The 22077-nt window shown below is 64.6% G+C and carries 18 protein-coding genes and 1 pseudogene; 4 read left to right on the forward strand and 15 right to left on the reverse strand.

Translation table 11 applies throughout. From position 1 onward, the window contains the following. Nucleotides 1–21 precede the first annotated feature (21 nt). The 10 genes from fadD32 to glf all read right to left on the reverse strand — a co-directional run bounded on the left by fadD32 (nt 22) and on the right by glf (nt 13583). Nucleotides 22–1935 carry a long-chain-fatty-acid--AMP ligase FadD32 gene (gene fadD32 / locus B4383_RS13070; RefSeq protein WP_078290727.1) on the reverse strand — a complete coding sequence of 638 codons (1914 nt, stop codon included), beginning with the start codon at nt 1933–1935 and terminating at the stop codon, nt 22–24. A gap of 289 nt (nt 1936–2224) precedes the next feature. Next, entirely contained in the window at nt 2225–3235 is a 1011-nt protein-coding gene (locus tag B4383_RS13075) for a cutinase family protein (protein WP_078290728.1), read from the reverse strand. A gap of 214 nt (nt 3236–3449) precedes the next feature. Next, complete coding sequence (locus B4383_RS13080; RefSeq protein WP_078290729.1) at nt 3450–4430, reverse strand: alpha/beta hydrolase family protein; 981 nt, start codon at nt 4428–4430, stop codon at nt 3450–3452. Between the two features lie 223 nt (nt 4431–4653). Further along, nucleotides 4654–5634 (reverse strand): alpha/beta hydrolase family protein, encoded by a 981-nt coding sequence (locus tag B4383_RS13085; RefSeq protein ID WP_078290730.1) that lies wholly within the window; start codon nt 5632–5634, stop codon nt 4654–4656. Nucleotides 5635–5794: 160 nt separating this feature from the next. Continuing rightward, complete coding sequence (locus B4383_RS13090) at nt 5795–6769, reverse strand: alpha/beta hydrolase family protein (protein ID WP_078290731.1); 975 nt, start codon at nt 6767–6769, stop codon at nt 5795–5797. 190 nt (nt 6770–6959) lie between these two features. Then, nucleotides 6960–8948, reverse strand: a complete 1989-nt coding sequence (zomB, locus tag B4383_RS13095) for a flagellar motor control protein ZomB (RefSeq protein WP_078290830.1) — start codon at nt 8946–8948, stop codon at nt 6960–6962. A gap of 13 nt (nt 8949–8961) precedes the next feature. Next, nucleotides 8962–9876 carry a decaprenyl-phosphate phosphoribosyltransferase gene (locus B4383_RS13100; protein ID WP_078290732.1) on the reverse strand — a complete coding sequence of 305 codons (915 nt, stop codon included), beginning with the start codon at nt 9874–9876 and terminating at the stop codon, nt 8962–8964. Beyond that, a complete protein-coding gene (locus tag B4383_RS13105) occupies nt 9873–10436 on the reverse strand; it encodes a phosphatase PAP2 family protein (RefSeq protein ID WP_078290733.1) in 564 nt (187 codons plus the stop codon). The genes B4383_RS13100 and B4383_RS13105 overlap by 4 nt, the downstream gene beginning before the upstream one ends. Further along, nucleotides 10433–12385, reverse strand: coding sequence for a glycosyltransferase (locus B4383_RS13110; protein WP_078290734.1), 1953 nt, complete (start codon nt 12383–12385; stop codon nt 10433–10435). Before B4383_RS13110 ends, B4383_RS13105 begins: the two co-directional genes overlap by 4 nt. Then, on the reverse strand, nt 12378–13583 hold the full coding sequence (glf, locus tag B4383_RS13115; RefSeq protein WP_078290735.1) for a UDP-galactopyranose mutase: 1206 nt from the start codon (nt 13581–13583) through the stop codon (nt 12378–12380). The genes B4383_RS13110 and glf overlap by 8 nt, the downstream gene beginning before the upstream one ends. Before the next feature lie 274 nt (nt 13584–13857). Here glf and B4383_RS13120 point away from each other — a divergent pair, with 274 nt between their 5' ends. Together B4383_RS13120 and B4383_RS13125 are read left to right on the forward strand one after the other, a co-directional pair. Then, nucleotides 13858–14661, forward strand: coding sequence for a hypothetical protein (locus B4383_RS13120; protein WP_078290736.1), 804 nt, complete (start codon nt 13858–13860; stop codon nt 14659–14661). A 200-nt stretch (nt 14662–14861) separates the two neighbouring features. Beyond that, nucleotides 14862–16601: an N-acetylmuramoyl-L-alanine amidase gene (locus B4383_RS13125; protein ID WP_078290737.1), complete on the forward strand. Its 1740-nt coding sequence runs from the start codon at nt 14862–14864 to the stop codon at nt 16599–16601. Between the two features lie 22 nt (nt 16602–16623). Here B4383_RS13125 and B4383_RS13130 read toward each other — a convergent pair whose 3' ends face one another. Genes B4383_RS13130 through B4383_RS13145 form a run of 4 tightly spaced genes read right to left on the reverse strand, consistent with a single transcriptional unit; the run spans nt 16624 to nt 19808 of the window. After that, complete coding sequence (locus B4383_RS13130; RefSeq protein ID WP_078290738.1) at nt 16624–17442, reverse strand: Cof-type HAD-IIB family hydrolase; 819 nt, start codon at nt 17440–17442, stop codon at nt 16624–16626. After that, nucleotides 17439–18203, reverse strand: a complete 765-nt coding sequence (locus B4383_RS13135) for a 1-acyl-sn-glycerol-3-phosphate acyltransferase (protein ID WP_078290739.1) — start codon at nt 18201–18203, stop codon at nt 17439–17441. The genes B4383_RS13130 and B4383_RS13135 overlap by 4 nt, the downstream gene beginning before the upstream one ends. After that, nucleotides 18204–18986, reverse strand: a complete 783-nt coding sequence (locus B4383_RS13140) for a lysophospholipid acyltransferase family protein (RefSeq protein ID WP_078290740.1) — start codon at nt 18984–18986, stop codon at nt 18204–18206. Between the two features lie 48 nt (nt 18987–19034). Beyond that, complete coding sequence (locus B4383_RS13145; RefSeq protein ID WP_078290832.1) at nt 19035–19808, reverse strand: SDR family oxidoreductase; 774 nt, start codon at nt 19806–19808, stop codon at nt 19035–19037. 44 nt (nt 19809–19852) lie between these two features. Between B4383_RS13145 and B4383_RS13150 the strand changes: the two are divergent. After that, nucleotides 19853–20567: pseudogene (locus tag B4383_RS13150) on the forward strand (aminoglycoside 3'-phosphotransferase). A 47-nt stretch (nt 20568–20614) separates the two neighbouring features. Beyond that, a complete protein-coding gene (locus tag B4383_RS13155) occupies nt 20615–21178 on the forward strand; it encodes a CHAP domain-containing protein (protein ID WP_078290741.1) in 564 nt (187 codons plus the stop codon). On the opposite strand, the gene B4383_RS13160 is transcribed toward B4383_RS13155, so the two are convergent. Beyond that, nucleotides 21179–22072: a LysR family transcriptional regulator gene (locus tag B4383_RS13160; RefSeq protein ID WP_078290742.1), complete on the reverse strand. Its 894-nt coding sequence runs from the start codon at nt 22070–22072 to the stop codon at nt 21179–21181. Nucleotides 22073–22077 lie beyond the last annotated feature (5 nt).

The raw sequence follows: 22077 nt of genomic DNA on the forward strand, positions 1-22077 counted from the left end.
ACGGACGACCGTGTGTAACGGTTACTGCCGGTCGTCGGGGAATGCGGTCTGCTGGTAGCCGCCGCGCAGGCTGCCATCCAGGTAGCTGGTCCGCGCGGCCCGGCGGGCGATCTTGCCGCTGGAGGTCCGCGCGATCGAGCCGGCCGGAACCAGCAGCACATCGCGCACCGTCACACCGTGGCGCACCGCGACCGCGGCGCGCACGTCGTCACCCACCGCTTGGTTATCCGACTTGTGAGCACCCACGCTGCGCTCGCCGATGACGACCAACTGCTCGGAGGAGTCCTCCGGGTCGTACTTCAAGCCGGCGTGCGGGTTGTCGAAGACCACCTGCGGCAGCTGGTTGGCCGGCACCGAGAACGCCGCGACGTATCCCGGACGCAGCGCCTTGTTGGCTTCCTGCGCGGTGAACTCCACATCCTGCGGGTAGTGGTTACGCCCGTCCACGATGATGAGGTCCTTGACGCGACCGGTGATGTACAGCTCGCCGTCCACCCACACTCCGAGGTCACCGGTGTTGAGCCAGATGGCGTCGTCCGGCACACCCTCGGCATGCGATTCGGCGATCCGCGACTTGAGAGTGTTCTGGAACGCCTCGCGGGTTTCCTCTGGCCGGCCCCAGTAGCCGGAGCCAATGTTGTTGCCGTGCAACCAGATCTCACCGATCTGGCCGTCGGGCAGTTCGGAGGCGGTCTCACCGTCCACGATGACGCCCCACTCGTCGCGGGCCATCCGTCCGCTGGACACCTGGGTCACCGAGTTTTCAGCGCCCGGCTCCACCTCCACGATGCGCCCGGCGTTCAGCTCGGTGCGGTCCACGTGCAGCACGCGCGCCCGGTCCGTGTTCCAGATGGTAGAGGTGACGAACAGCGTGGCCTCGGCCATGCCATAGGACGGGTGAATGGCCCTGGGGTCAAAGCCGTAGGGCTCGAAGGCGTCGCAGAACTTCTTGATGGAGGACGTCGACACCGGCTCGGAACCGTTGATGATCGAGTACACGTTCGACAGGTCCAGCGGCGGCTCGCCCTCCTTGGGCAGACCGCGCAGCGCGCAATGCTCGAAGGCGAAGTTGGGCAGCGCCGAGAAGCTTCCCGAGCGGTCGTCACCCTTGACCGCCATCTCCCGCAGCCAGCGCAGCGGGCGGCGAATGAACGCCGCCGGACTCATTACCGTCATGTGCTCACCGATCATGGACGGCACCATCACCGTGATCAGACCCATGTCATGGAAGAACGGCAGCCAGGTGGTCCCACGGTGACCGGACTGACCGTCCTTGCCTTCCTGCTGCGACAACGCGTCGACCAACTGCAGCAGGTTGGTGGCGAGCGACAGGTGCGTGATCTGCACACCCGCCGGGGCGCGGGTCGAACCGGAGGTGTACTGCAGGTAGGCGATGGTGTCCTTGGTGGCCACGGGCTCCACCCAGGTCTGCCCGACGTCCGCCGGAATCGCATCAACGGCGATCACACGGGGGCGCTCCTTGGGGGGACGGTTCCGGAAGAACTTCCGCACGCCCTCGGCGCACTCGGTCGTGGTCAGCACCGCGGACGGCTGGCAGTCGTCGAGCACCGCATGGAGGCGGCCCGCATGGCCGGCCTCGCTGGGATCGAACAGCGGCACCGAAATTGCGCCGGCATAGAGGGCACCGAAGTGCGCGACCAGGTAGTCGAGGCTCTGCGGCGCCAGGATGGCGACGCGGTCGCCCGGCTTGGTCACCTGCTGCAGGCGGGCCGCGACGGCGCGGTTGCGTGCGCCGAACTCCGACCAGGTGATGTCGATATAGGCGCCATCGCGCTCTTTGGAGAAGTCGAGGAACCGGTACGCCAGGCTGTCGCCCTGCGACTCCGCCCAACCTTCGACGTGACCAACGATGCTCCCGTCTTCTGGGAACTTGATGTGGCCCGCCGAGTCGAGGAACGGGTTGTCGAACGCCATGTGTGCTTATCTCCTCTGACGGTGCATGGTGCGCGTTTCGCGGGCCTGAGGCATTCGCGAGCACGCGTCATCGCGAACGTCAAATCCTCGATGATGGTACCGAGAGGCGATCGCGTACTACGGCAGCTCAGGCGGCCATTCGCGACGAGATTATCGGTCGGCGTCGGCCAGCCAAAATCCCGCGACCCCGCGAACGGCTTACAGTCTTATTTTTCTCTTAATCTTAGGCGAGCGTACCGTGCCCGCCAAATATCTCGGCGCCCTGTTGCGAAGATGACATCGAGGCCTGTCAGCCGTGCTTCGGATGGGGCGCCTTCTCGATGAGCCCCTCGGCCCAGCTGGTGGTCCATACCGTCGCCGGCTGACCATCGATCTGCCAAAACTCCGGCGTGGCATACAGCGCGTGTACGGGTGCACCCGCGCCGCCGGACAGAATGTCCAGCGTCTTGCCCAGGTTGGAGATGTTGAAGGCGTCCGGCGGCGCCGCGCAGATCAGATCCCCGGTACCGCAGATCTGATTGGTGCGGTCGCTGAGCTCACCAAATCCTCCGGGACGCGGACCCGACATCTTCAGACCGAACGAATCCAGCACCCCTAGATCGCCGAGCGTGACCTCAGCACCCTGTCCGGGCGGGTTGGGTCCGGGCGAGAGCCCGACCCCGTCCTGACGGCGGCCGTCTGCGATCAATGTCACGCCAAGCACCAGGTCCTGATCGACCGGTCCCTCGCCGTTTCCGATCTGGTTGGCGATGTCACCGGCGATCACCGCACCTTGCGAGAAACCAATCAGAACGTAGCTGGTGAGCGGGCAGCGGTCGTACATCTCGGACAGCTGCTTGACCGCGCGGTCCGTACCTTCCTTGCGGCTGTCGTTGTAGGACATCTGGTTGTCATTGGCGAACGGGTTGTGGAACTGGGCGGTGTACGGCACCGTCCACGTCTCCAACCGGGCCTTGTCGAACTTCTCAGTGATCGGCCGCGAGACGTTCAGCAGCAGCGAGCGCGGGAACTGCGTGGGATTGAGCGGATCCTCGGTGACCGACGACTCCCACGTGCCGGGGATGACGAGCGTCTGCACATCAGGGCAGTCGGCGCTCTGGAAGGCAGGCCGGGGTTTCTGCCCGGGCCGGGTCAACGGCGGTGTCGTCGTCGTCACCTGCCCCGCCGGGGGCGTGACGTCGTCAGGCCTGCGGACGATGACAACGACGATCGCGATCACCAGGATGACGACGACGGCCACGGCCAGCGCCGCGGCCAAACCGAGAATCCGGTGTCGTTTACTACTCGAGGTCTTGGGCATGTGTCTCCTGGCCGTTCTTGACGTGCGGTCTCGCAGCTTGCTCCACGGTACCGGGAGCCCCGGGCGAGGCTACCGAACCGATGCGATCCGCACCTGCGCAAATGATCGTCACAGCACAGAATTCGTTACGCGATTGTGGCCGTCGGCCGTCGCCCGAAACGACGAAAGCGGCGACCACCGAAGTGGTCGCCGCTTTCGCGATTGTCAGTGATGCTCAGTGGCTGCCCAGGTAGGCGACCATGTCAGACTTCATGGCCTTGAGTTGGTTGCCCCAGTAGGTCCAGTTGTGCAAACCACCCGGGGGGAACTCCACGTGGGCGTTCTTGCCACCGGCGGCGGTGTAGGCATCGACGTACTGCTTGTTGATGCCGATCGCCATACCCTCCAGGAATCCACCGGTGAAGTTCTCGAAGCCGTTACGTGTGGCGTCGAGGTCGGTGGCGTCGCCGCTACCGCAGTAGATCCACAGGCGGGTGCCGTTGGCCACGGTCTTGTCGATGTTCAGGAACGGGTCGTTGCGAACCCAGGCCGGATCGCTATCCGGTCCCCACATGTCCTGCGCACTGAAGCCACCGGCGTCGCCCATAGCCATACCGACCTGCCCCTTCATATCTGCGGGGTGCAGGAAGCCGGACAGCGCGCCGGCGTAGATGAACTGCTGCGGGTGGTAGTTGGCCAGCGTGATGGCCGACGCGCCACCCATGGACAAACCGACGACAGCGTTACCGGTCCGGGACACACCGTTGTTGGCGGCCAGGTACGCGGGCAGCTCCTGGGTCAGGAAGGTCTCCCACTTGTAGGTGAAGACGCCGTCCTTGCCCTTGGCGGGCTGGTACCAGTCGGTGTACCAGCTGGACTGGCCGCCGACCGGCATGACCACCGAGATGCCGGACTGGTAGTAGTCCTCGAACGCCGTGGTCTCGATGTCCCAGCCGCTGAAGTCATCGCGCGCACGCAGACCGTCCAGCAGGTAGAGGGCCTTGGAGCCGCCTCCCTGGAACTGGATCTTGATGTCGTGACCCATGGAGGCCGACGGCACCTGTAGGTCCACGACCGGGAGACCCGGACGCGAGAAGGCATTCGCTACCGCCGAACCACCGGCAACGCCGATAAGTCCTGGTAGAACGGCCGCAGCAGCGGCTACAGCCGCAAGTCGACGCGCAGTTGCGCCACGCATGTTTGTAAAGAGCTTCATTACCTCAGTATCCCGTCTGCTTCAGTCGGCGTTACATGTCAGGCCGACAGACATCCTGTGGGGTCCCCGAAGTAGTCAACCACATCAGGAGGGCTGTCAACACATCCCGGCGCGGATGTTGGCCCTCCGCAACCGGACCGATGTGGTCTCGAGACACAATCCGGCGAAAGACGAAAAGAGCGGTGGCCACCGGGGTAGCCACCGCTCTTTTGACTGCTTATGCCTAGTGGCTCTGCAGGTAGGCGACCATGTCGGACTTCATGGCCCGCAACTGCTGACCCCAGTAGGTCCAGTTGTGGATACCGCCCGGAGGAAACTCGACGTGAGCGTTCTTGCCACCGGCTGCGGTGTAGGCCTCGACGAACTTCTTGTTCGACCCGATGGCCATGCCCTCCAGGAATCCACCGGTGAAGTTCTCGAAACCGTTACGGCTGGCGTCCAGGTCGGTGGCGTCGCCGGTGCCGCAGTAGAGCCACAGGCGAGTGCCGTTGTCGATGATCTTCTGGATGTTCAGGAACGGGTCATTGCGCTGCCAGGCCGGATCGCTATCCGGGCCCCACATGTCGGAAGCGCTGAAGCCACCGGCGTCACCCATGGCCATACCGATCTGAAACTTCATGTCCGACGGGTTCAGGAAGCCCGAGAGCGCACCCGCGTAGATGAACAGCTGCGGGTGGTAGATCGACAGGGTCAGCGCGGCCGAGGCACCCATCGAGAGACCGACGACAGCGTTACCGGTCTGCGAGATGCCCTTATTGGCAGCCAGGTACGCCGGGAGTTCCTGGGTGGTGAAGGTTTCCCACTTGTAAGTCCAGACGCCGTCCTTGCCCTTGGCCGGGTTGTACCAGTCCGTGTAGAAGCTGGACTGACCGCCGACAGGCATGACCATGGAGATACCGGACTGGTAGTAGTCCTCGAACGCCGTGGTCTCGATGTCCCAGCCGCTGAAGTCATCGCGCGCACGCAGACCATCAAGCAGGTAGACGGCCTTGGTACCGCCGGGCTGGAACTGGACCTTGATTTCGCGGCCCATCGACGCCGACGGCACCTGCAGGTACTCGACCGGAAGCCCGGGACGCGAGAACGCGCCCGCAATCGCCGAGCCACCGGTAACGCCGACAAGACCGGGCAGCACGGCTGCGGCCGTTGCCACTACAGCCAGTCGACGCGCGGTAACACCACGCATCTTCGAAAAGAGCTTCATTTACTTCGTTTTCCCATCTGTTTCAATCGATTTCCCACGCGCAGGCCAACGGATTTGATGGACGCCCATCGCACACTCGCGCGGTAGTCAACCACATCGCTGGACCTGACAGCATCATCACTATGTGCGCCTGCGGACCTTCTCAAGGTGCTCCGAGACCCTAGCCATTGAGCGTGGCAATCAGATCACCCTTGAGGGCCTGCAGTTGCTGTCCCCAATACGGCCAGGAGTGATTCCCGGACGAGGGGAAGACAAATGTGGCGTTGCTGCCGCCGGCGGCGACATACGCCTGCTGGAACCTCTTGTTGCCGCTGACAGCCAGCGACTCCAAGCTGCTCGCGCTCAGGGCGACACCGGCATCGCCGTTTTCGTCGATCGGTGTCGAGCCACCGGGAGCGCAATAGATATAGAGGCGGGTTCCGGCCGCGACCAGCCCCTGGACCTGCGCGGTGGGGTCATTGCGCCGCCACGCCGGATCCCACGGCGGGCCCCACATGTTGTCGACGCTGTAGCTGCCGGCGTCGAGCATCGCGACCCGAATCGCGTTGGTCATGAAAATGGTTGAGGGATTGAGGAATCCCGAGAGCGAGCCCGCGAATCTGAACTGTGCGGGGTGGTAGGCGGCCAGGATCAGCGCCGCGCCGCCACTCATCGACAGTCCCACCACACCATTACCGGTGGCCGATATTTGCTTGTTGGTGGCGAGGTACACGGGCAGCTCTTGTGTGAGGAATGTTTCCCACTTGTACGTGTACGGCTGCTTGTTGAGCGCAGACGGCGAATACCAGTCGCTGTAGAAACTCGACTGGCCGCCCACGGGCATGACCACCGAAATTCCGGACTGATAGAACCACTCGAATGCCCCGGTGTTGATATCCCAGCCGTTGAAGTCGTCCTGAGCACGAAGCCCGTCAAGCAGGTAGACCGCCTTAGGTCCCCCACCCATGAACTCGACACGAATATTGCGCCCCATCGAATTGGAGTAGACGTCCAGGTACTCGACCGGAAGTCCCTCACGCGAAAACGCATGCGCGGTGGCCGGACTGATCGCCAAACCCGCAGCCATCGCCAATGGCATCACAACCGCCGCTAACAGGGCCGTCAGCACGCGGCGGGCTCTCACGCGCACGCTCATCTGGGGTCCATCCGTTTCATTGGGGGAAGTCACAACTGTCACTTCTGTAACGCAACATTGCGCCTGAAGTGTCTGACACGGTCGTCTTCGTATCGCCGTGACGGGGCCGCGGCGTTACCTAATTGGGATCTCGATTCGGACACGGAAACCCACCGGCACTGTCGCGTGGAGGGCCCCGACGGGGAACGCTCTAGGGACCGGTCGCCGGAAGCCCAGTGTACGGGGGAGTATCCAGCTTCGGCATCGGCAGACCGCATCGAGCCAGTTCAAAGGGCGGCACACGGTCAATTCGGTAGGTGGTGAACTCCGCGGAGTGCAGCAGATTGGACACGAAAAGCCGAGGTGAGAGCGGCCGACGTATCGAACCCAACATCGCATCAGTCTGGGGGCATTTGAGCGCCTCCACGGCCTCCGCCACCCAGTCCTGGTCGATGTATCGAGGGATGTACGGGTAGCGCTTGAGCCAGGGCCCGTCGGCGATCATCCAGTCCGGGAAGAGGTTCTTGTCGTGCCCGATGCGTCCGTCGGTGATGCGCGCGGTGTGTGCGGCCAACGGGTTGGCCAGACCGATTTGGTCCACGATCCGCACATCCAGGCCCAGGTTCATCCCCAGCATGCCCAGGTTGGTGAACAGCACCGCGTGCGGCCCGCGATAACCGTGCGGAATCGGAGGTGGCGGCGGGATGGCCGGCACCACATCCCACTGGTCGTAGTTCCCCGACGGGAGCAGTAGCGCGCCATCCGGGGTGTTGTCGATGGCCACCAGCACCGCACGCATGCGCGGGTAGTTCAGGTAGTCCGCGGCGGTCAGCGGATGGGCGACACCGGTCGCCTGCGCGTAGAAGCGCCGTTCATCGACAATGCCGCTGTAGGTGACCTTGGTGCCATCCCCACCCATTCCCGGGGAATTGGCCACCCACACCGACCAGCCGGCAATGCCGGCGAACAGGCCGACAGTGGCCGCAGTGAGCAGGCGAGCCTGCTTCGGAGTGAAGGCCGCACTGTCCGGAGCGGCCAGCGGAACCACCGAGATCGGGAGCAACAGACAGAACACCGGTGTCAACAGCACGCGCGCGTGCATGAAGTCCCCGCCCTGGCGGATCCAGTACACGCCCTGGATGAATCCGCTCGCAAGCATGAAAAGAACTACGGCGGTGGGGTTTTGGACAAGACGTGCCAGCCAGCCGTATCCGGGGGCGGCCACCTGACGCACCCACCATTGACCGCGGCGAGCCTGGTAGGCCGCCACGCCGAGCGCGATGAGCAGGACCGCCGGAACCCAGATGAGATACGGCGAATTCATGTTCTGCAGGTAGACGAAGCCCTGTCCCCATTTGGAGCCCGACGCATCCTTGGCGATCGCCGTACTCGGCACCAGCAGGCCGTAATAGCCCATCCTGAAGATCTGGTACAGCACAGGCAGTGCTCCACCGGCCGCCACGATGTACACCCGGATGGTGAACCCGCGCGCAGCGATCACCATCATCACCAGGAAGCCGCCACCGATGAGCGCGAGCTCCGGACGGATCAGCACGCTCAGCCCGGCCAAAAAGGCCAGCCCTAACGTAAACCGCTTGCTCAGAACATCTTTCTGGTCTTTGTGGGCGGCATGCACGATCCGCCGGTCCACCGGTTGATGCGGGCCGCCGCGCCGATCGAGGGTCACCGGCATGCGCACGGCCTGTGCCCACATCACCATCATGAGCCACAGCCCACCCAAATATGCCAGCACCAAACCGTTTTCAAGGCCAGAGGTGGCGAAGTCGCGGGCCGGAGGGATGGCGATGTACACCAGCATTCCTGCGGGCACCATGACGGCGGCGCGCCCGGCAAGCAGCGGCGCGTAGAGCCGGGCGGTACCCAAGATGGCCAGCGCGACTCCGGCCAGGCTCAGCACCAGCGACAGCGTCAGCGCCACGTACTCCAGGCGCATGCCTCCACCGGCCCAACTACCCAGATACGTCAGATAGGTCCACACCGTGGAGGTATTGGCCTCCACCCGTTCTCCCTTATTGAAAACAGGACCGTTGCCCGCCAGCAGATTTCGCACGGTACGCAGCACGATGAGGCCGTCATCCGCTATCCAGCGCCGCTGCCAGGCACCCCAGCCGAACAGCACGGTCACGGTGAGGACGCTGACCCACATGGTGAAGCGGGTCAGTCCATTGCTAGGGCCCAGCGCCCGGGTCCGTTCAGGAGAAGTAGAAGGCCGCACCGAGTGATCCGATCCATGCGACGAACAGGAACTGCAGCACCCTGTCCCCCAGAGCGATCTCCTCGGGCTCGCCTGCCTCGCCCCCGTCGACATCAACCGCGTAGCGCAGGATGGCGACGGTGAACGGAATCATCGATGCCACAAACCAGGATCCGGCGCGGTGGTCACGTTCGAAGGCCCACAACCCATAACAGACCACGATGGCGGTGGCCGATAGCGTCCACACGAAACGCAGGTAGCTGGAGGTATATCCCTCGAGCGACTTACGTATCTTGGCACCCGTCTTCTCGACGATCTGCAATTCGGCATAGCGCTTACCCGCGGTCATCATGAGCGACCCGAAGGCCATGATCAGCAGGAACCACTGCGACAGATACACCCCGGCGGCCACACCGCCGGCAATCGCCCGAATGAGATAGGCCGATGAGACGATGCAGATATCGATGACCGGCTGGTGTTTCAGGCCGAAACAGTAGGCCAGCTGGATGGCGATGTAGATCGCTATCACGATGACCAGATTGATGTTGACGCGCGATGCGATACCCAGCGATCCGGTAGCCAGCACCACCGCAAGCCCGTACGCGGCGGGTATCGGGAGCACCCCCGCGGCGATCGGCCGGAATCGCTTGGTGGGGTGCTGCCGATCGGCCTCCACGTCGCGGGCGTCGTTGATCAGATAAATGGATGAGGCCGCCATGCTGAACGCAACAAAGGCAATAGCTACCCGGATGAAGATGCCCCGGTAGTCGTGCGGCGAGATATCGCCGAGCGCCGCCAACGGCGCCGCGAAGACCAGAACGTTCTTCACCCACTGGCGCGGGCGCACCGCCTTGACGATCCCCGAAACGAGATTCTTGGGCGGGCCCGCCGTAGGAGTCGGTGCCTCACTCATCGCTGTTCCTCCTTGAGCGCCAGGCGAACGTCCGCCCGACGAACGGCCGCGCCGATCAGTGCGCCAATCGCGGCGCCCGCGGCCACATCTGTGGGGTAATGCACGCCAAGAACCAACCGCGACAATGCCATCGGCGGAATCAGCAGCGCGGGCAGCGGCAATCCCGTCAGCGGTGCGAGCAGCACTGCCGCCGCCGCGGTCGAGGTGGCATGCGAGGAGGGGAAGCTCAACCGACTTGGCGTACTGACGTTCACCCGCACCGCCTCATGGCTGGGACGACGGCGACGCACCACACGCTTGATGATCACCGAGGCGGCGTGGGCGCCAAAGGCGCCGGCGCCCGCTGCCAACCAGCTGCGACGACGGGGCTTGTCGCGCCTATTGATGGCGGCGCCGACCAGCGCCGCGGCCACCCATCCGATGCTGTGCTCACCGAAATGGGACAGCCCGCGAGCAGTGCTGAGCACCCCGGGCCGACCGGCGAGGGCCGACTGCACGGCGACCAGAACCGCGGTCTCACCCTGCGGCGCGGTCACCTCGCCCGGCAGCAGACCGGTCATGCACTCACCCCGGGATTCACCGACTGAGCCGCCATGTTGTCCTTCTCGATGCCAAGGATGTTCTCCCACTGCTCTTTGCTGGTCAGCGTCGGCAGCGCGTTGCGGTAGGTCTTGCGCATCTTGTTGAAATTACGCATCAGCTGCAGGTGGCGGCGCACCGACGCGCGCAGTAGCTCGAACATCTTGGCGCGGTCACGCTGCCGGTACACCACGCCCCGCCCGTCGGCGGTGGTCACGGTGACACCATCGACACGGCACAGCAGGAACCAGCGAGCATCCTGGGTCGCTACATTCAGCTCCGGGCGCACGTGATGCGCGGGGTCTTCCTTCTTGAGCTGATGGATGACACCGCGGGAGAGCCGGAACCCGATGGCGGGCAACGACACCGGCGGCTTGTGCACCTTGCGGCGTCCGGACGGGGCTGGCAGCGAGGTGGCCGTCGGGAGCACCACGGCGTCCGGGAAATCCTGGCGCATCTTGCGCACATCGGGCAGCGCCGACTCCAGAATCGATGCGATGTGCTCGGGCCCCGCCAGGAAGTCGTCAATGGCCCGGTTCTGGATGGCCACGGTCGAGTACTCCAGGCACAGCAGGTGTTTGAAGGTAGCCTTCAGCGAGCTGGCGAGCAGACCGCGGATCGGGCTGTCCCAGTGCAGTGCCGCGACCACCAGCCGGTTGCGCAGGTGGAAGTAGGCCTGCCAGTCGATGGCGTCGTCCTTGTCGCTCCAGGCCATGTGCCAGATCGCGGTGCCCGGCATCGACGCGGTGCCGTAACCGTGCTCGTTGGCCCGCAGGCCGTACTCGACATCGTCCCACTTGATGAACAGTGGCAGCGGCTGGCCCAATTCCTCGGCCACCGCACGGGGGATCATGCACATCCACCAGCCGTTGAAGTCAACATCGATGCGGCGGTGCAGCAGCCTGCTGCGATCATGCTCGATATCGTCGAGTGCGAACTCGGCGAAATCGTGGTCGTACTCGGCGAACGGAGCACTGGTCCACATGAAGTTGTCGCGGTTGACCATCTCACCCATCACATGCAGGTGCGAGGGCTCCTGCAGATTGAGCATCTGGCCACCGACGAGCATCGGCGCCTTGGCAAACCGGCTCAACGCCAGGGCCCGCAGGATCGAATCCGGCTCGATCCGGATGTCGTCGTCCATGTAGAGAATCTGCTCGCAGTCGGTGTTCTTGAGCGCCTCGTACATGACACGGCTGTAGCCACCCGAACCACCCAGGTTCGGTTGATTGAACACTCGCAGCCGGTCCCCCAGGGGCCCCGCGGCAGCGGCCCACTCGGGATGATCCTTGGCCTTCTTGGTGCCCTGGTCCGGAACAATGACCGCGGTAATCACCTTGTCCACCTGCGGGTCCGAGGTGAGCGCCTTGAGGGCGTTCACGCAGTCTCCGGGGCGGTTGAAGGTGGGGATGCCCACGGTGATGCTGGCCCGGCCGGGCGCAGCGCTCGGCGCGTACCAGCCCGCGTTATGCAGCGCGACTTCGGTATCGGAGGTGATGTCGAACCAGATCCAGCCGCCATCCTCGAATGCGTCCAGGCCGATTTCGAACTCGATCACGGCATTCTGGCCACTGAACTGGGTGCCGCCCACTGTGATTCGAGCTCCAGTGGCCTTGGTTCGGTACACGTCGATGCGCCCGGCGCCGCTTAGTTCAATGTGCAGCACCACGTTTTCCAGCGTCGACCAGCGGCGCCAGTAGCTCGCCGGGAAGGCGTTGAAGTACGTCGCGAATGACACCTCGGACTCCGCGCCGATCTCCAGGGTGGTGCGGGTGGGCGCGTGCGCACGCTTGGCATTGGTGTCGGACTCGACGATGTAGAGCTTGCGCACGTCGAGCGGTTCACCCGGCCGGGGCAGGATCACCCGGGACAGCAGGCTCACCGCATGCGATTCAGCCGAATCGATGGGGCCGAATGGAATATCACTCATTGTCGTCACCTCCGGACAAGGGTGCACCGTCGGCCAGGTGCGGCGCGAGCACGTTGTCGTACATGCTCAGCGCACTGGCGATCGCCATGTGCATATCGAGATATTGATAGGTACCCAGCCGGCCACCGAACAGCACCTTGGCCGAAGCTGTTTCCTGCTTCGCGCGCGCACGGTAGGCGGCCAGGATGGCCCGATCGGATTCTGTGTTGATCGGGTAGTACGGCTCGTCATTCCCCTCGGCGAACCGCGAGAATTCCCGCATGATCACGGTCTTATCCGTCGGATAGGCCCGTTCCGGATGGAAGTGACGGAACTCGTGGATCCGGGTGTAGGGCACATCAGCGTCGTTGTAGTTCATCACCGGAGTGCCCTGGAAATCGCCGGTATCGAGCACCTCGACCTCGAAGTCCAGAGTGCGCCAACCCAACTGGCCTTCCGCATAGTCGAAGTAGCGATCCAACGGCCCGGTGTACACAACCGGAGCATGAGGCGACTGCGCGCGCAGGTCTTCCTGGACTTCGAACCAGTCGGTATCCAGGCGCACCTCGATCCGGTCGTCGGCGGCCATGTTCTGCAGCCACGCGGTGTACCCGTCGACCGGCAGTCCTTCGTAGGTGTCGTTGAAGTACCGGTTGTCAAAGGTGTAGCGCACCGGCAGTCGGGTGATGTTCCCCGCGGGCAGCAGCTTGGGGTCGGTCTGCCACTGCTTGGCGGTGTACGCCTTGACGAACGCCTCATACAGCGGGCGCCCAATCAGCGATATCGCCTTTTCCTCAAGGTTGGTGGCGTCCTCGGTGGTGATCTCGGCGGCCTGCTCGGCAATGAGCGCGCGGGCCTCGTCCGGGGTGAAGTAGCGGCCGAAGAACTGCGACACCAGCCCCAGGCCCAACGGGAACTGATAGGACTGCCCGTTGTGCATCGCGAAAACGCGATGCTGATACCCGGTGAACTCGGTGAACTGCCGCACGTAGTCCCAGACTCTCTTATTAGAGGTATGGAACAGGTGGGCGCCGTACTTGTGCACCTCGATACCGGTCTGCGGCTCGGGCTCGGAGTAGGCATTACCACCAATGTGGTGACGCCTCTCGACGACGAGCACCCGCTTGTTCAGTTGCGTGGCCGCACGCTCGGCGATGGTGAGGCCGAAAAACCCGGATCCGACGACGATCAGGTCGAACTGTTGGCTTTCTCCGGTCACGTGCAGTCAGGGTACTGGACCGGCACCACGAGCCCCGGACAGCGACATCCGCCCCGCGTGGAACAAGCCCGCAAGGGTTCGCAGGTACGGATCCGGTCGCGATTGGCTCACGATTTGGTTTCGTCCCTCTAGTCACACCAGTAACTCTGGTTACCATCGAAAGCGACGGTTCCGGTGCCGATCCGCCGATCCGACACCCACGGGAAATCCCGTGAAAGAACACGCAAAACCGCAGTACACCATAAGTGATCGACCCGATATTGAGGAGACTTCCGTGCCTAATCGTCGCCGCCGCCGGCTTTCGACAGCCTTGAGCTCGGTCGCCGCGCTGGCCGTTGCAAGTCCGTTTGCCATCGCCCTCGCGACCAACATGACCCAGGCCGCCGCGCCCGCGCCTTCACAGCAGGAATTCGTGCAGGCCGCGATCGTGTCGGATCTCCCCGGCGAGCTCATGGGCGCAGTTCAACAGATGACGTCACAGTTCGGCGTGCAGATCCCCGGGCTGTCCGGTCTCAACATCCCCGGTCTGGGCGGTGGCGGGCTCGGTAGCCTCGGTGGCGCCAACCCGGCGCTCGCCCCCGGTGGTCTCACCACGCCGGGCGGCCTGACCAGCCCGTCTACGTCGCTGACGAACCCTGCGCTGACCAACCCCGGACTCACCAGCCCGGGCGGGACCACCACGCCTGGACTTACCGATCCGGCACTGACCAACCCCGGTCTGACCAATCCGGGTCTGACTAACCCGGCCGCTCCGGCGAGCACCCCGGGACTCACTCCCGCGACGGGTGTGAACCCGGCGCTGACCGATCCGGCCGCAAGCACTGCGGGTCTAACCTCTCCCGCCGGTGAAGTCCCGATCACACCAAACCCGGCCCTGGGCACCGGCCTGACCAACCCGGCGCTTGCCGACCCTTCGCTGGCGGGCCTCGGCACGCCCAGCGGACTCGGCGGCGGCAGCAGCCTGATCAGCGACGCGATGGGGGCCGTGAACCAGCTGGGCATCACCCAGGCGGTTGACCTCATCAAGGGCGCCATCCCGGCGGCCGCCTCCGCGGCGGCTCCGGCGCCGGCCGGCTAGGTCGACACACAAGCTAGGTAGCGAAACGGCACCGCAGGGCATAGAGGCTCTGCGGTGTCGTTGCGTGTGACCAACCCGCCAAATATCAAGATTGACAATTGACGCGTGTCGAATCACTAGTCACATTTGTCCCATACGTAACATCCCTGGTGGTCGTTTCGCTCCATGCGGCGCGTCCGGTGTGATCCAGGAGAGACGACGTGCCAGTACGAATCAGCAAGATGCCCATGAGGCGGCAGCTTGCGCTGGCTCTTGCCGCGACCGCGACGGTAATGACCGTCAGCGTGGTCGATCACCTCAAAACCGAGCAGGCCGAAGAGACTGCCATCACCTCGCAGTCTCTACAGAATTCCGCGACTCACGAGATCCTGACCGCGGAGGTCGGACTACCCGGCCTGAACACACCGGCCACCGTGCACGATATCCAGCAGGCCGAATCCTTCAGCCTTGTCGCCGTCCGCGGTGAAGACCTGGCCTCCGTCAACGTTTCCGTGCGGGCGCAACAGACCGATGGCGGTTGGGGGCAGTGGTACGAACTCCACCCCGTTGAGTCCGGCGACCCCGTGGCCCAAGACAAGGCAATACCCGCGGCGACAGAGCCGGTATTCGTCGGCTCCACCCATTCCGCTCAGATCGCCGTGCAACCCCGGTACGGCGCGAACGTGAAGGCGCCGAAGACCGGCGGCGGCGACCCCGGCCTGGGTTACCGGCCGGCGAGCATCGAGCAGCCGCTGACCACTGGGCTCGACGCCATCTTGATCAGCCCCAAGCTGGCACCACCCGACGGTGCACGGTTCGAAGAGCGCTGGTCGGCGCCGATAGCGCTGCCCCAGGCGGGCCCGCGCATCATCACTCGTGCCCAATGGGGAGCCAACGAATCGGACCGGTGCCCACCGGTTTACAACAGGGACGTGCGCGCGGGAGTGGTCCACCACACCGCCGGAAGCAACAACTACTCGCCGTACGATTCCGCCGCCATCATCCGGGCTATCTACGCATATCACACCAAAACCCTCAAATGGTGCGACATCGCCTACAACGTGCTGGTGGACAAGTACGGGCAGATCTTCGAGGGCCGTTTCGGCGGCATCACCAACAACGTGCAGGGCGCCCACACCGGCGGATTCAACGAGCACAGCTGGGGGCTGGCGCTGATCGGCGACTTCACTCGCGAAGAGCCCTCTCCCGCAATGCTGCAATCCGCCGGCCGCATGCTGGGCTGGCGTCTGCGGCTCGCCGGAGTGGATCCGCGGGGCCAGGTGGACCTGGCGTCGGAGGGCGGCCCCTTCACCACCGTGCCCGGAGGAAGAATCGTCACGCTGCCCACGATTTTCACGCATCGCGACGTCGGCAACACCGAATGCCCAGGTGAGGCCGCGTACCGCTTGATACCCCGCCTTCGCGATATCGCCGCAGGCGCCGCCAACGGAGAGCCCCCTGATCTGGTCGACGCGATGCGCGGCGGCGCCATCTATGACACCTGGACGCGGTTGGGCAGCACCGACAGTTCCCTTGGTGCGCCCACATCCACTGAGCAACAGGCTGCCGGTGATGCCCGCTTCGCCACCTTCCGCAATGGCGCCATGTACTTCTCCCCCGGCACCGGCACCCATCCCGTTGTCGGCGCGATCTACCACGCCTGGGCCGAAACAGATTTTGAGCGAGGGTCGTTGGGGCTCCCGGTGACCGACGAAGTGAGCGAACCGAACATCATCGTGCAGAACTTCCAGAAGGGCTCCCTGATCTACGACCGGGCCAGCGGCCGGGTGTCAAGCGTGATCAACGGCGAGACCCGCGAAATCCTCGGAGTAGCACCAGTGGCACAAAGTGCCTTGCCCGAACAGTTCTCAGCTCCGGCCGCACCGGCAGCACCGCCGCCGCCCGCACCGGCTCCGCCTCCCCCGCCTCCCCCGGTAGAACAGTTCGCGCCCGCCGCCTAACGCCGGACGCACCTAAAAGGTCTCAGCCCCACCAGCGTTCAAGAACCTTCGCCACCCCGTCGTCGTCGTTGGTGGCAGTGATCTCATCGGCGGCAGCCCGCGCATCCGGGTGCGCATTACCCATCGCCACCCCGTGCCCGGCCCAGCGCAACATGGCTACGTCATTGGGCATATCGCCGAAGGCGATGATCGATTCCGGCTGCACCCCAGCCTGATCCGCCACCACAGCGATTCCGCTGGCCTTGCTGATCCCGATGGGCATCACCTCGATGAGCCCGTTGTCGGTGGAATAGGTGATGGCCGCTCCCGCCTCGGTCACCAGCGGCGCGAGGATCTCGGCCATCTCCGAGCTACGGGCTCCGGCCTTGCGCACCAGCAGCTTCACCGCCGGAAAGCTCAGCAGGTCCTCCAGCGACACCTCGGTGTTGTCGGGGTTCAGCCAGGCATGCTCGTATCCGGGCGAACTGACGAATTGCGGCGTCGCGGCGTCGTGTGCGCTGCGGCCCACCCGCTCCACCGCCAGGCCCACCCCGGGAATTGCGGCTTCCGCCACCTCTGCGAGCACGGCGAGCTCCACCGGGCTGAGTGTGGCCGCCGAGATGATCCGGTCACTGTCCGCGTCGTACAGAACGGAGCCGTTGGCGCACACCGAGATCGGCGCGAAGCCGAGGGCATCGACGATTGGGGTGATCCAGCGGGGCGGACGGCCGGTGGCCAGAACGAACGTGCTGCCCGATTCGACCGCGGCGGTGATGACTGCGCGGGTGCGTGCCGACAGCAGCTCGTCGGAATCGATCAGCGTCCCGTCCACGTCGGACGCGATAAGGGTGGGAGGAGTCACGTGCGGCCCGGCCCTGTCTTCTTCTGGGCCCGCTTATGGGCACGTTCTGCCGATTCCGCCGCATCGAGCGCTGCGGCTTCCTCCAGTGTGGGGGCGCTACCGCCCAGGCGCCTGGGCAGCCAGTACGCGCCGGGCTCTTCCGGGTAGTCCTGCTGCGCCAGCGTCAGCAGCTGCTCCATGGCGTCGTGCAATTCGGCGGTCGTGCGCCCGAAGTCCGGGGACGCGTTCAGCAGCGGACCGACTGCGACATTGACGGGGATTTTGCTGTGCCCCAGATCTTTTGGATGATCCTTGGTCCAGATACGCTGAGCCCCCCAGACGATGAGCGGAACGATCGGTACGCCGGCCTCATGAGCCATCCGGGCGGCGCCGCTCTTGAACTCCTTGAGCTCGAAACTACGGCTGATGGTGGCCTCCGGGTACACCCCGACGATCTCTCCGCCACGCAGACTGGCCACCGCCGCCTCATAGGCACCGTGGCCCGCGCTGCGGTGGACGGGAATCGCCTTGGCATGTTTGATCAGGAAGTTCATGATGGGCACCTCCTGCATTTCCGCCTTGAGCATGAACCGCAGCCGCCGACCGGCGCGGACCGTCGCCAAACCCGCCGGAAGAAAGTCGACGTAACTGGTGTGCTTGATCGCGATCACCGCACCACCGCCGGACGGGACCTGCTCCAGACCTCGATATCTGATCACGGTCCCTGTGAGGAAGACCGCCGTATTAGCCGTGATTTCGAGGAGTCGGTAAACCGGTTCCATCTAGCTGTCTTTCTGGGCCTGCTTTTCTGCCTCGCGAGCGGCGCGTTGTGCCTTGCGCTCGGCAGCGTCCTGGGCATCCCACTGTGCGGCCTCGGCCAAGGTCGGCGCGGACCCACCCAGCCGATGCGGCACCCAGTACTCTCCGGCCGGATGCTGGCCGTAGTCGTCCTGCACCTCCAGCAGCAGGTGTTGCATGCGTGCATGGAGCAGCGCGGTGAGCTCCGAAACCGGCAGCGTCGGCTCGATAGGTGCGCCCACCGCGATGGAGATCGGCGTATTGGTGCGACCGAGATTCTTGGGATGCCCCTTGGTCCAAATGCGCTGCGCGCCCCAGACGACGTGCGGGACGATCGGCACACCGGCCTCGATGGCCATGCGCGCCGCCCCTGACTTGAATTCCTTGATCTCAAAGCTGCGGCTAATGGTCGCCTCCGGGTACACCCCCACCAGTTCACCGGCCTTGAGCTTGTCGACTGCCTCGGCGTACGACGCGGCACCGTCGACGCGGTCGACCGAGATGTGCCGACAGCCCCGCATGATGGGGCCGGTGATCTTGTTGTCGAAGGTTTCCTTCTTGGCCATGAACCGCACCTTGCGTCCCTTTTTCTGAAGGAACGCCGGCAGCCCGGCGAAGGTAAAGTCCATGTACCCGGTGTGATTGATCGCCACGACCGCCCCGCCTTCAGTCGGCAGGTTCTCGACACCCGTAACGGTGAACTTCAGGCCTTGAATGGCCCAGACGGTACGGGCAAGCCCAATCACCGTTCCATAGACAGGCTCCACGTGACGAGCCTAGCGCTGGCGGCCCGCTCAGTGCACTCGGATACCCGCCTAACGCTGAACCCCACCACCGCCGTCAGCCACGATCACCTGGCCCGTGATGAACGAACCCGCGTCGGACAGCAGCAACAGCGCCGGGCCGACCATCTCGTCGGTGTGTGCCACACGTCCCATGAAGGATTGCGCGGCCATGGCATCGATGACCTCCTGCGGGTTCTGCTGCAGCATGTAGGTGTCGACCGTGCCGGGAGCCAGCGCGTTCACCCGGATGCCCCGCCCGGTGTACTCGGCGGCCATCGACCGGGTGAAGGACATGAGCGTGGCCTTCATGGCCGCGTACATCGACAACATCGGCACGTACTGAAAAGCGGCCACCGATACCACGTTGAGCACCGAGGCATACTCACTGGCGGTCAGATGCGGCAACGCCGACTGCACCAGAAACACCGGACCGCGCACATTGACGTCGAACGACTTGCCCAGCGCCTCCGGCGTGTAGCTGCCCATGGGCTGCGCGACCGGGTTCGCGGCGGCGTTCACCACGATGTCGACACCTCCGTACTCGTCGACCGTGCTCGCGACCAGCCGGTCGATATCACCCAGATCGCCCATGTGGGCGGGCACGCCAAATGCGCGATACCCCTTGTCCTGTAGCTCCTTTGCCGCAGCGGTACAGGCATCGGCCTTCCGGCTGGACACCACGACCGATGCCCCACAGGCGCCGAGAGCCTCGGCAATCGCGTATCCGATTCCGCGGGTACCACCGGTGACGATGGCGGTGCGTCCCGACAAGTCGTAGAGCGCTTGGAAGTGGTTGAGGTTCACGTTCGGCACGCTACCCGCCGATCGATGGCGGGCAGACTGGAACCGTGACGATTCCGATCGAGCCGGTGACCACCCCCGACATCGTGGCACATATCGCTGCTGGCCGACCGGTACTCCCGGTGTGGTACAACGAGATTGGTGGTCGCACGTTTCAGATCGGAGCGGGGCCCGGCCGTGAATTCGTGAAGGTATCGGCACCCCATCCGGCGATTGACCTGCGTGTCGAGGCCGAGAAGCTCGCCTGGGCGGGCCACTACACGACGGTTCCCCGGGTCCTGGGCGTCGACACCGACGGCCCGCTGCATTGGCTGCACACCGCCGGTGTGCCCGGCCACAGCGCGGTGGCGCCCCGCTGGATCGCCAACCCGGAGCCCGCGGTGCGGGCCATAGGTTTCCGGGCTGCGGGCGCTGCATGACAGCCTGCAATTGTCCATACAGCCGGTCAGTGGCCGATCGCGTGGCCCGCATCGCCAAGCCGGACGAGCTTTCAGCGCACCCGCCCATCGACCGCCTGGCGGTATGCCACGGCGACGCCTGCGCACCCACCACCCTCGTGGACGACGAGGGCAACTGGTGCGGGCACGTGGACTTCGGTGATCTGGAGTTGCCGATCGCTGGGCCGACCTCGCGGTCGCCAGCTGGTCCTTGGAATGGAATTACGGCAAGGGCTTGGATGCGGTGTTCTTCGAGGCCTATGGCGTCGTCGACGACCGCGAACGCATGGCCTACTACCGGCGACTGTGGGACGCCGAAGACTAACCCTGCCTAGAAGCGGCCCCGCGGCAAGTTTCCGTAATCTGGATCGCATGCGTCTGTCGACCCGCCGGGCCTTGTTGCTGGTAGCACTCGTCGCGACCCTGGCGGTGGCGGCGGGCGGCGCCATCGGTTTCTACCGTGCGCGCACCGCGAGCCCGGCATTTCCCATCGTCGATACCACCGCGCTGACCCCCGGACGGGCGACCGTGGTGCGGATCCTCGGGCAGGAATACGCCGAGCAGGCCGGGATGGTGAAGTACTCCGAGGGCAACGACGAGCCCTGGTGCGCCGACTTCACCAGTTGGGTGATGCGTGAGTCCGGGCGGCCGTTCGCCAACCCGAACTCCGGGAACTGGCGCATTCCGGGGGTGTTGACGCTCACCGCATACCTCAAGGATCAAGGGCGCTACGAGACCGCCGGGTACGCGCCGAAGCCGGGCGACATGGTGTTGTACGACGAGCCGAGTCCGAAGGGCCAGCATGTCAACATCGTGCTGATCAATGACAACGGCACCCTGACCACGGTCGGCGGCGGCGAGGGCAGGGGAGTCGGGTTGTCGACCTATGTGGCCGCCGATGATTCGGGTATCACCGGATACGGGCGCTACGAGTAATCACCGCGCGACCGATCGCAGCATCACCGGTGTATCGGCACGCTGCAGGTGGCGCAGGAACTGCGACATCGCCGGCGATACGGCCGAGTCCGCACGACGGACAAACAGCGTTTCGACACGTGCCTGGACGGGCGGCAGCTGGTGCACACGCACTGCGGAGACACGCTGCGATGCCGTGACGACCGCAACCGGAAGTAGCGTCGCACCCATATCCGCCGCGACACATCCGAGAATTCCTTCCAGGCTCCCGAACTCAAGGACTTGAGGGTCTGCGATGCCATGGTCGACAAAGATCTCGTGCAGCCTGTCGCGGTAGGCGCAGCCATTGCGAAAGACGAGCATCCGCGCCGACGTATCGAAGACTTCCCGGATATCGTTGTGGTGCTGGGCGGTAACCAGGACTAGCTCTTCGACGAAAGCCAAATCCTTTGTAAGAGAATCATACTCGACAGGGCCACAGACAAACCCGCCATCGAGCCGATGATCGTTCACCATATCGGTCAGCTCGGCCGTGGTACCCGTGGTGAGTGTGAAATCGACTCGCGGGCAGTGCGCCGCATACGCGGCCAGAATGCCGGGCAGGCGCAGGCCTGCCGTAGTTTCCATGGAGCCGATCGCCAGCGTCCCGGTGGGTTCGGCCTCATCGCCGACCACTTGAGCGGCTTCTCTCAGCAGTGCCGTGATGCGCTCGGCATACGGGAGAAAGGCTTCCCCCGCGTTGGTCAGGGTCACTCCCCGCGCGTGCCGACGAAACAGCTCGACGCCGAGTTCGTCTTCCAGCGCCTTGATGTGGGTGCTGACGTTCGACTGCACGGTGTGGAGCCGCTTCGCCGCATGAGAGATGCCACCGGCCTCGGCAACCGCGAGGAAATGCGTGATGTCACTGAGCTCCATGTCCG

Source organism: Mycobacterium sp. D16R24 (assembly GCF_002013385.1).
GTDB lineage: Bacteria > Actinomycetota > Actinomycetes > Mycobacteriales > Mycobacteriaceae > Mycobacterium.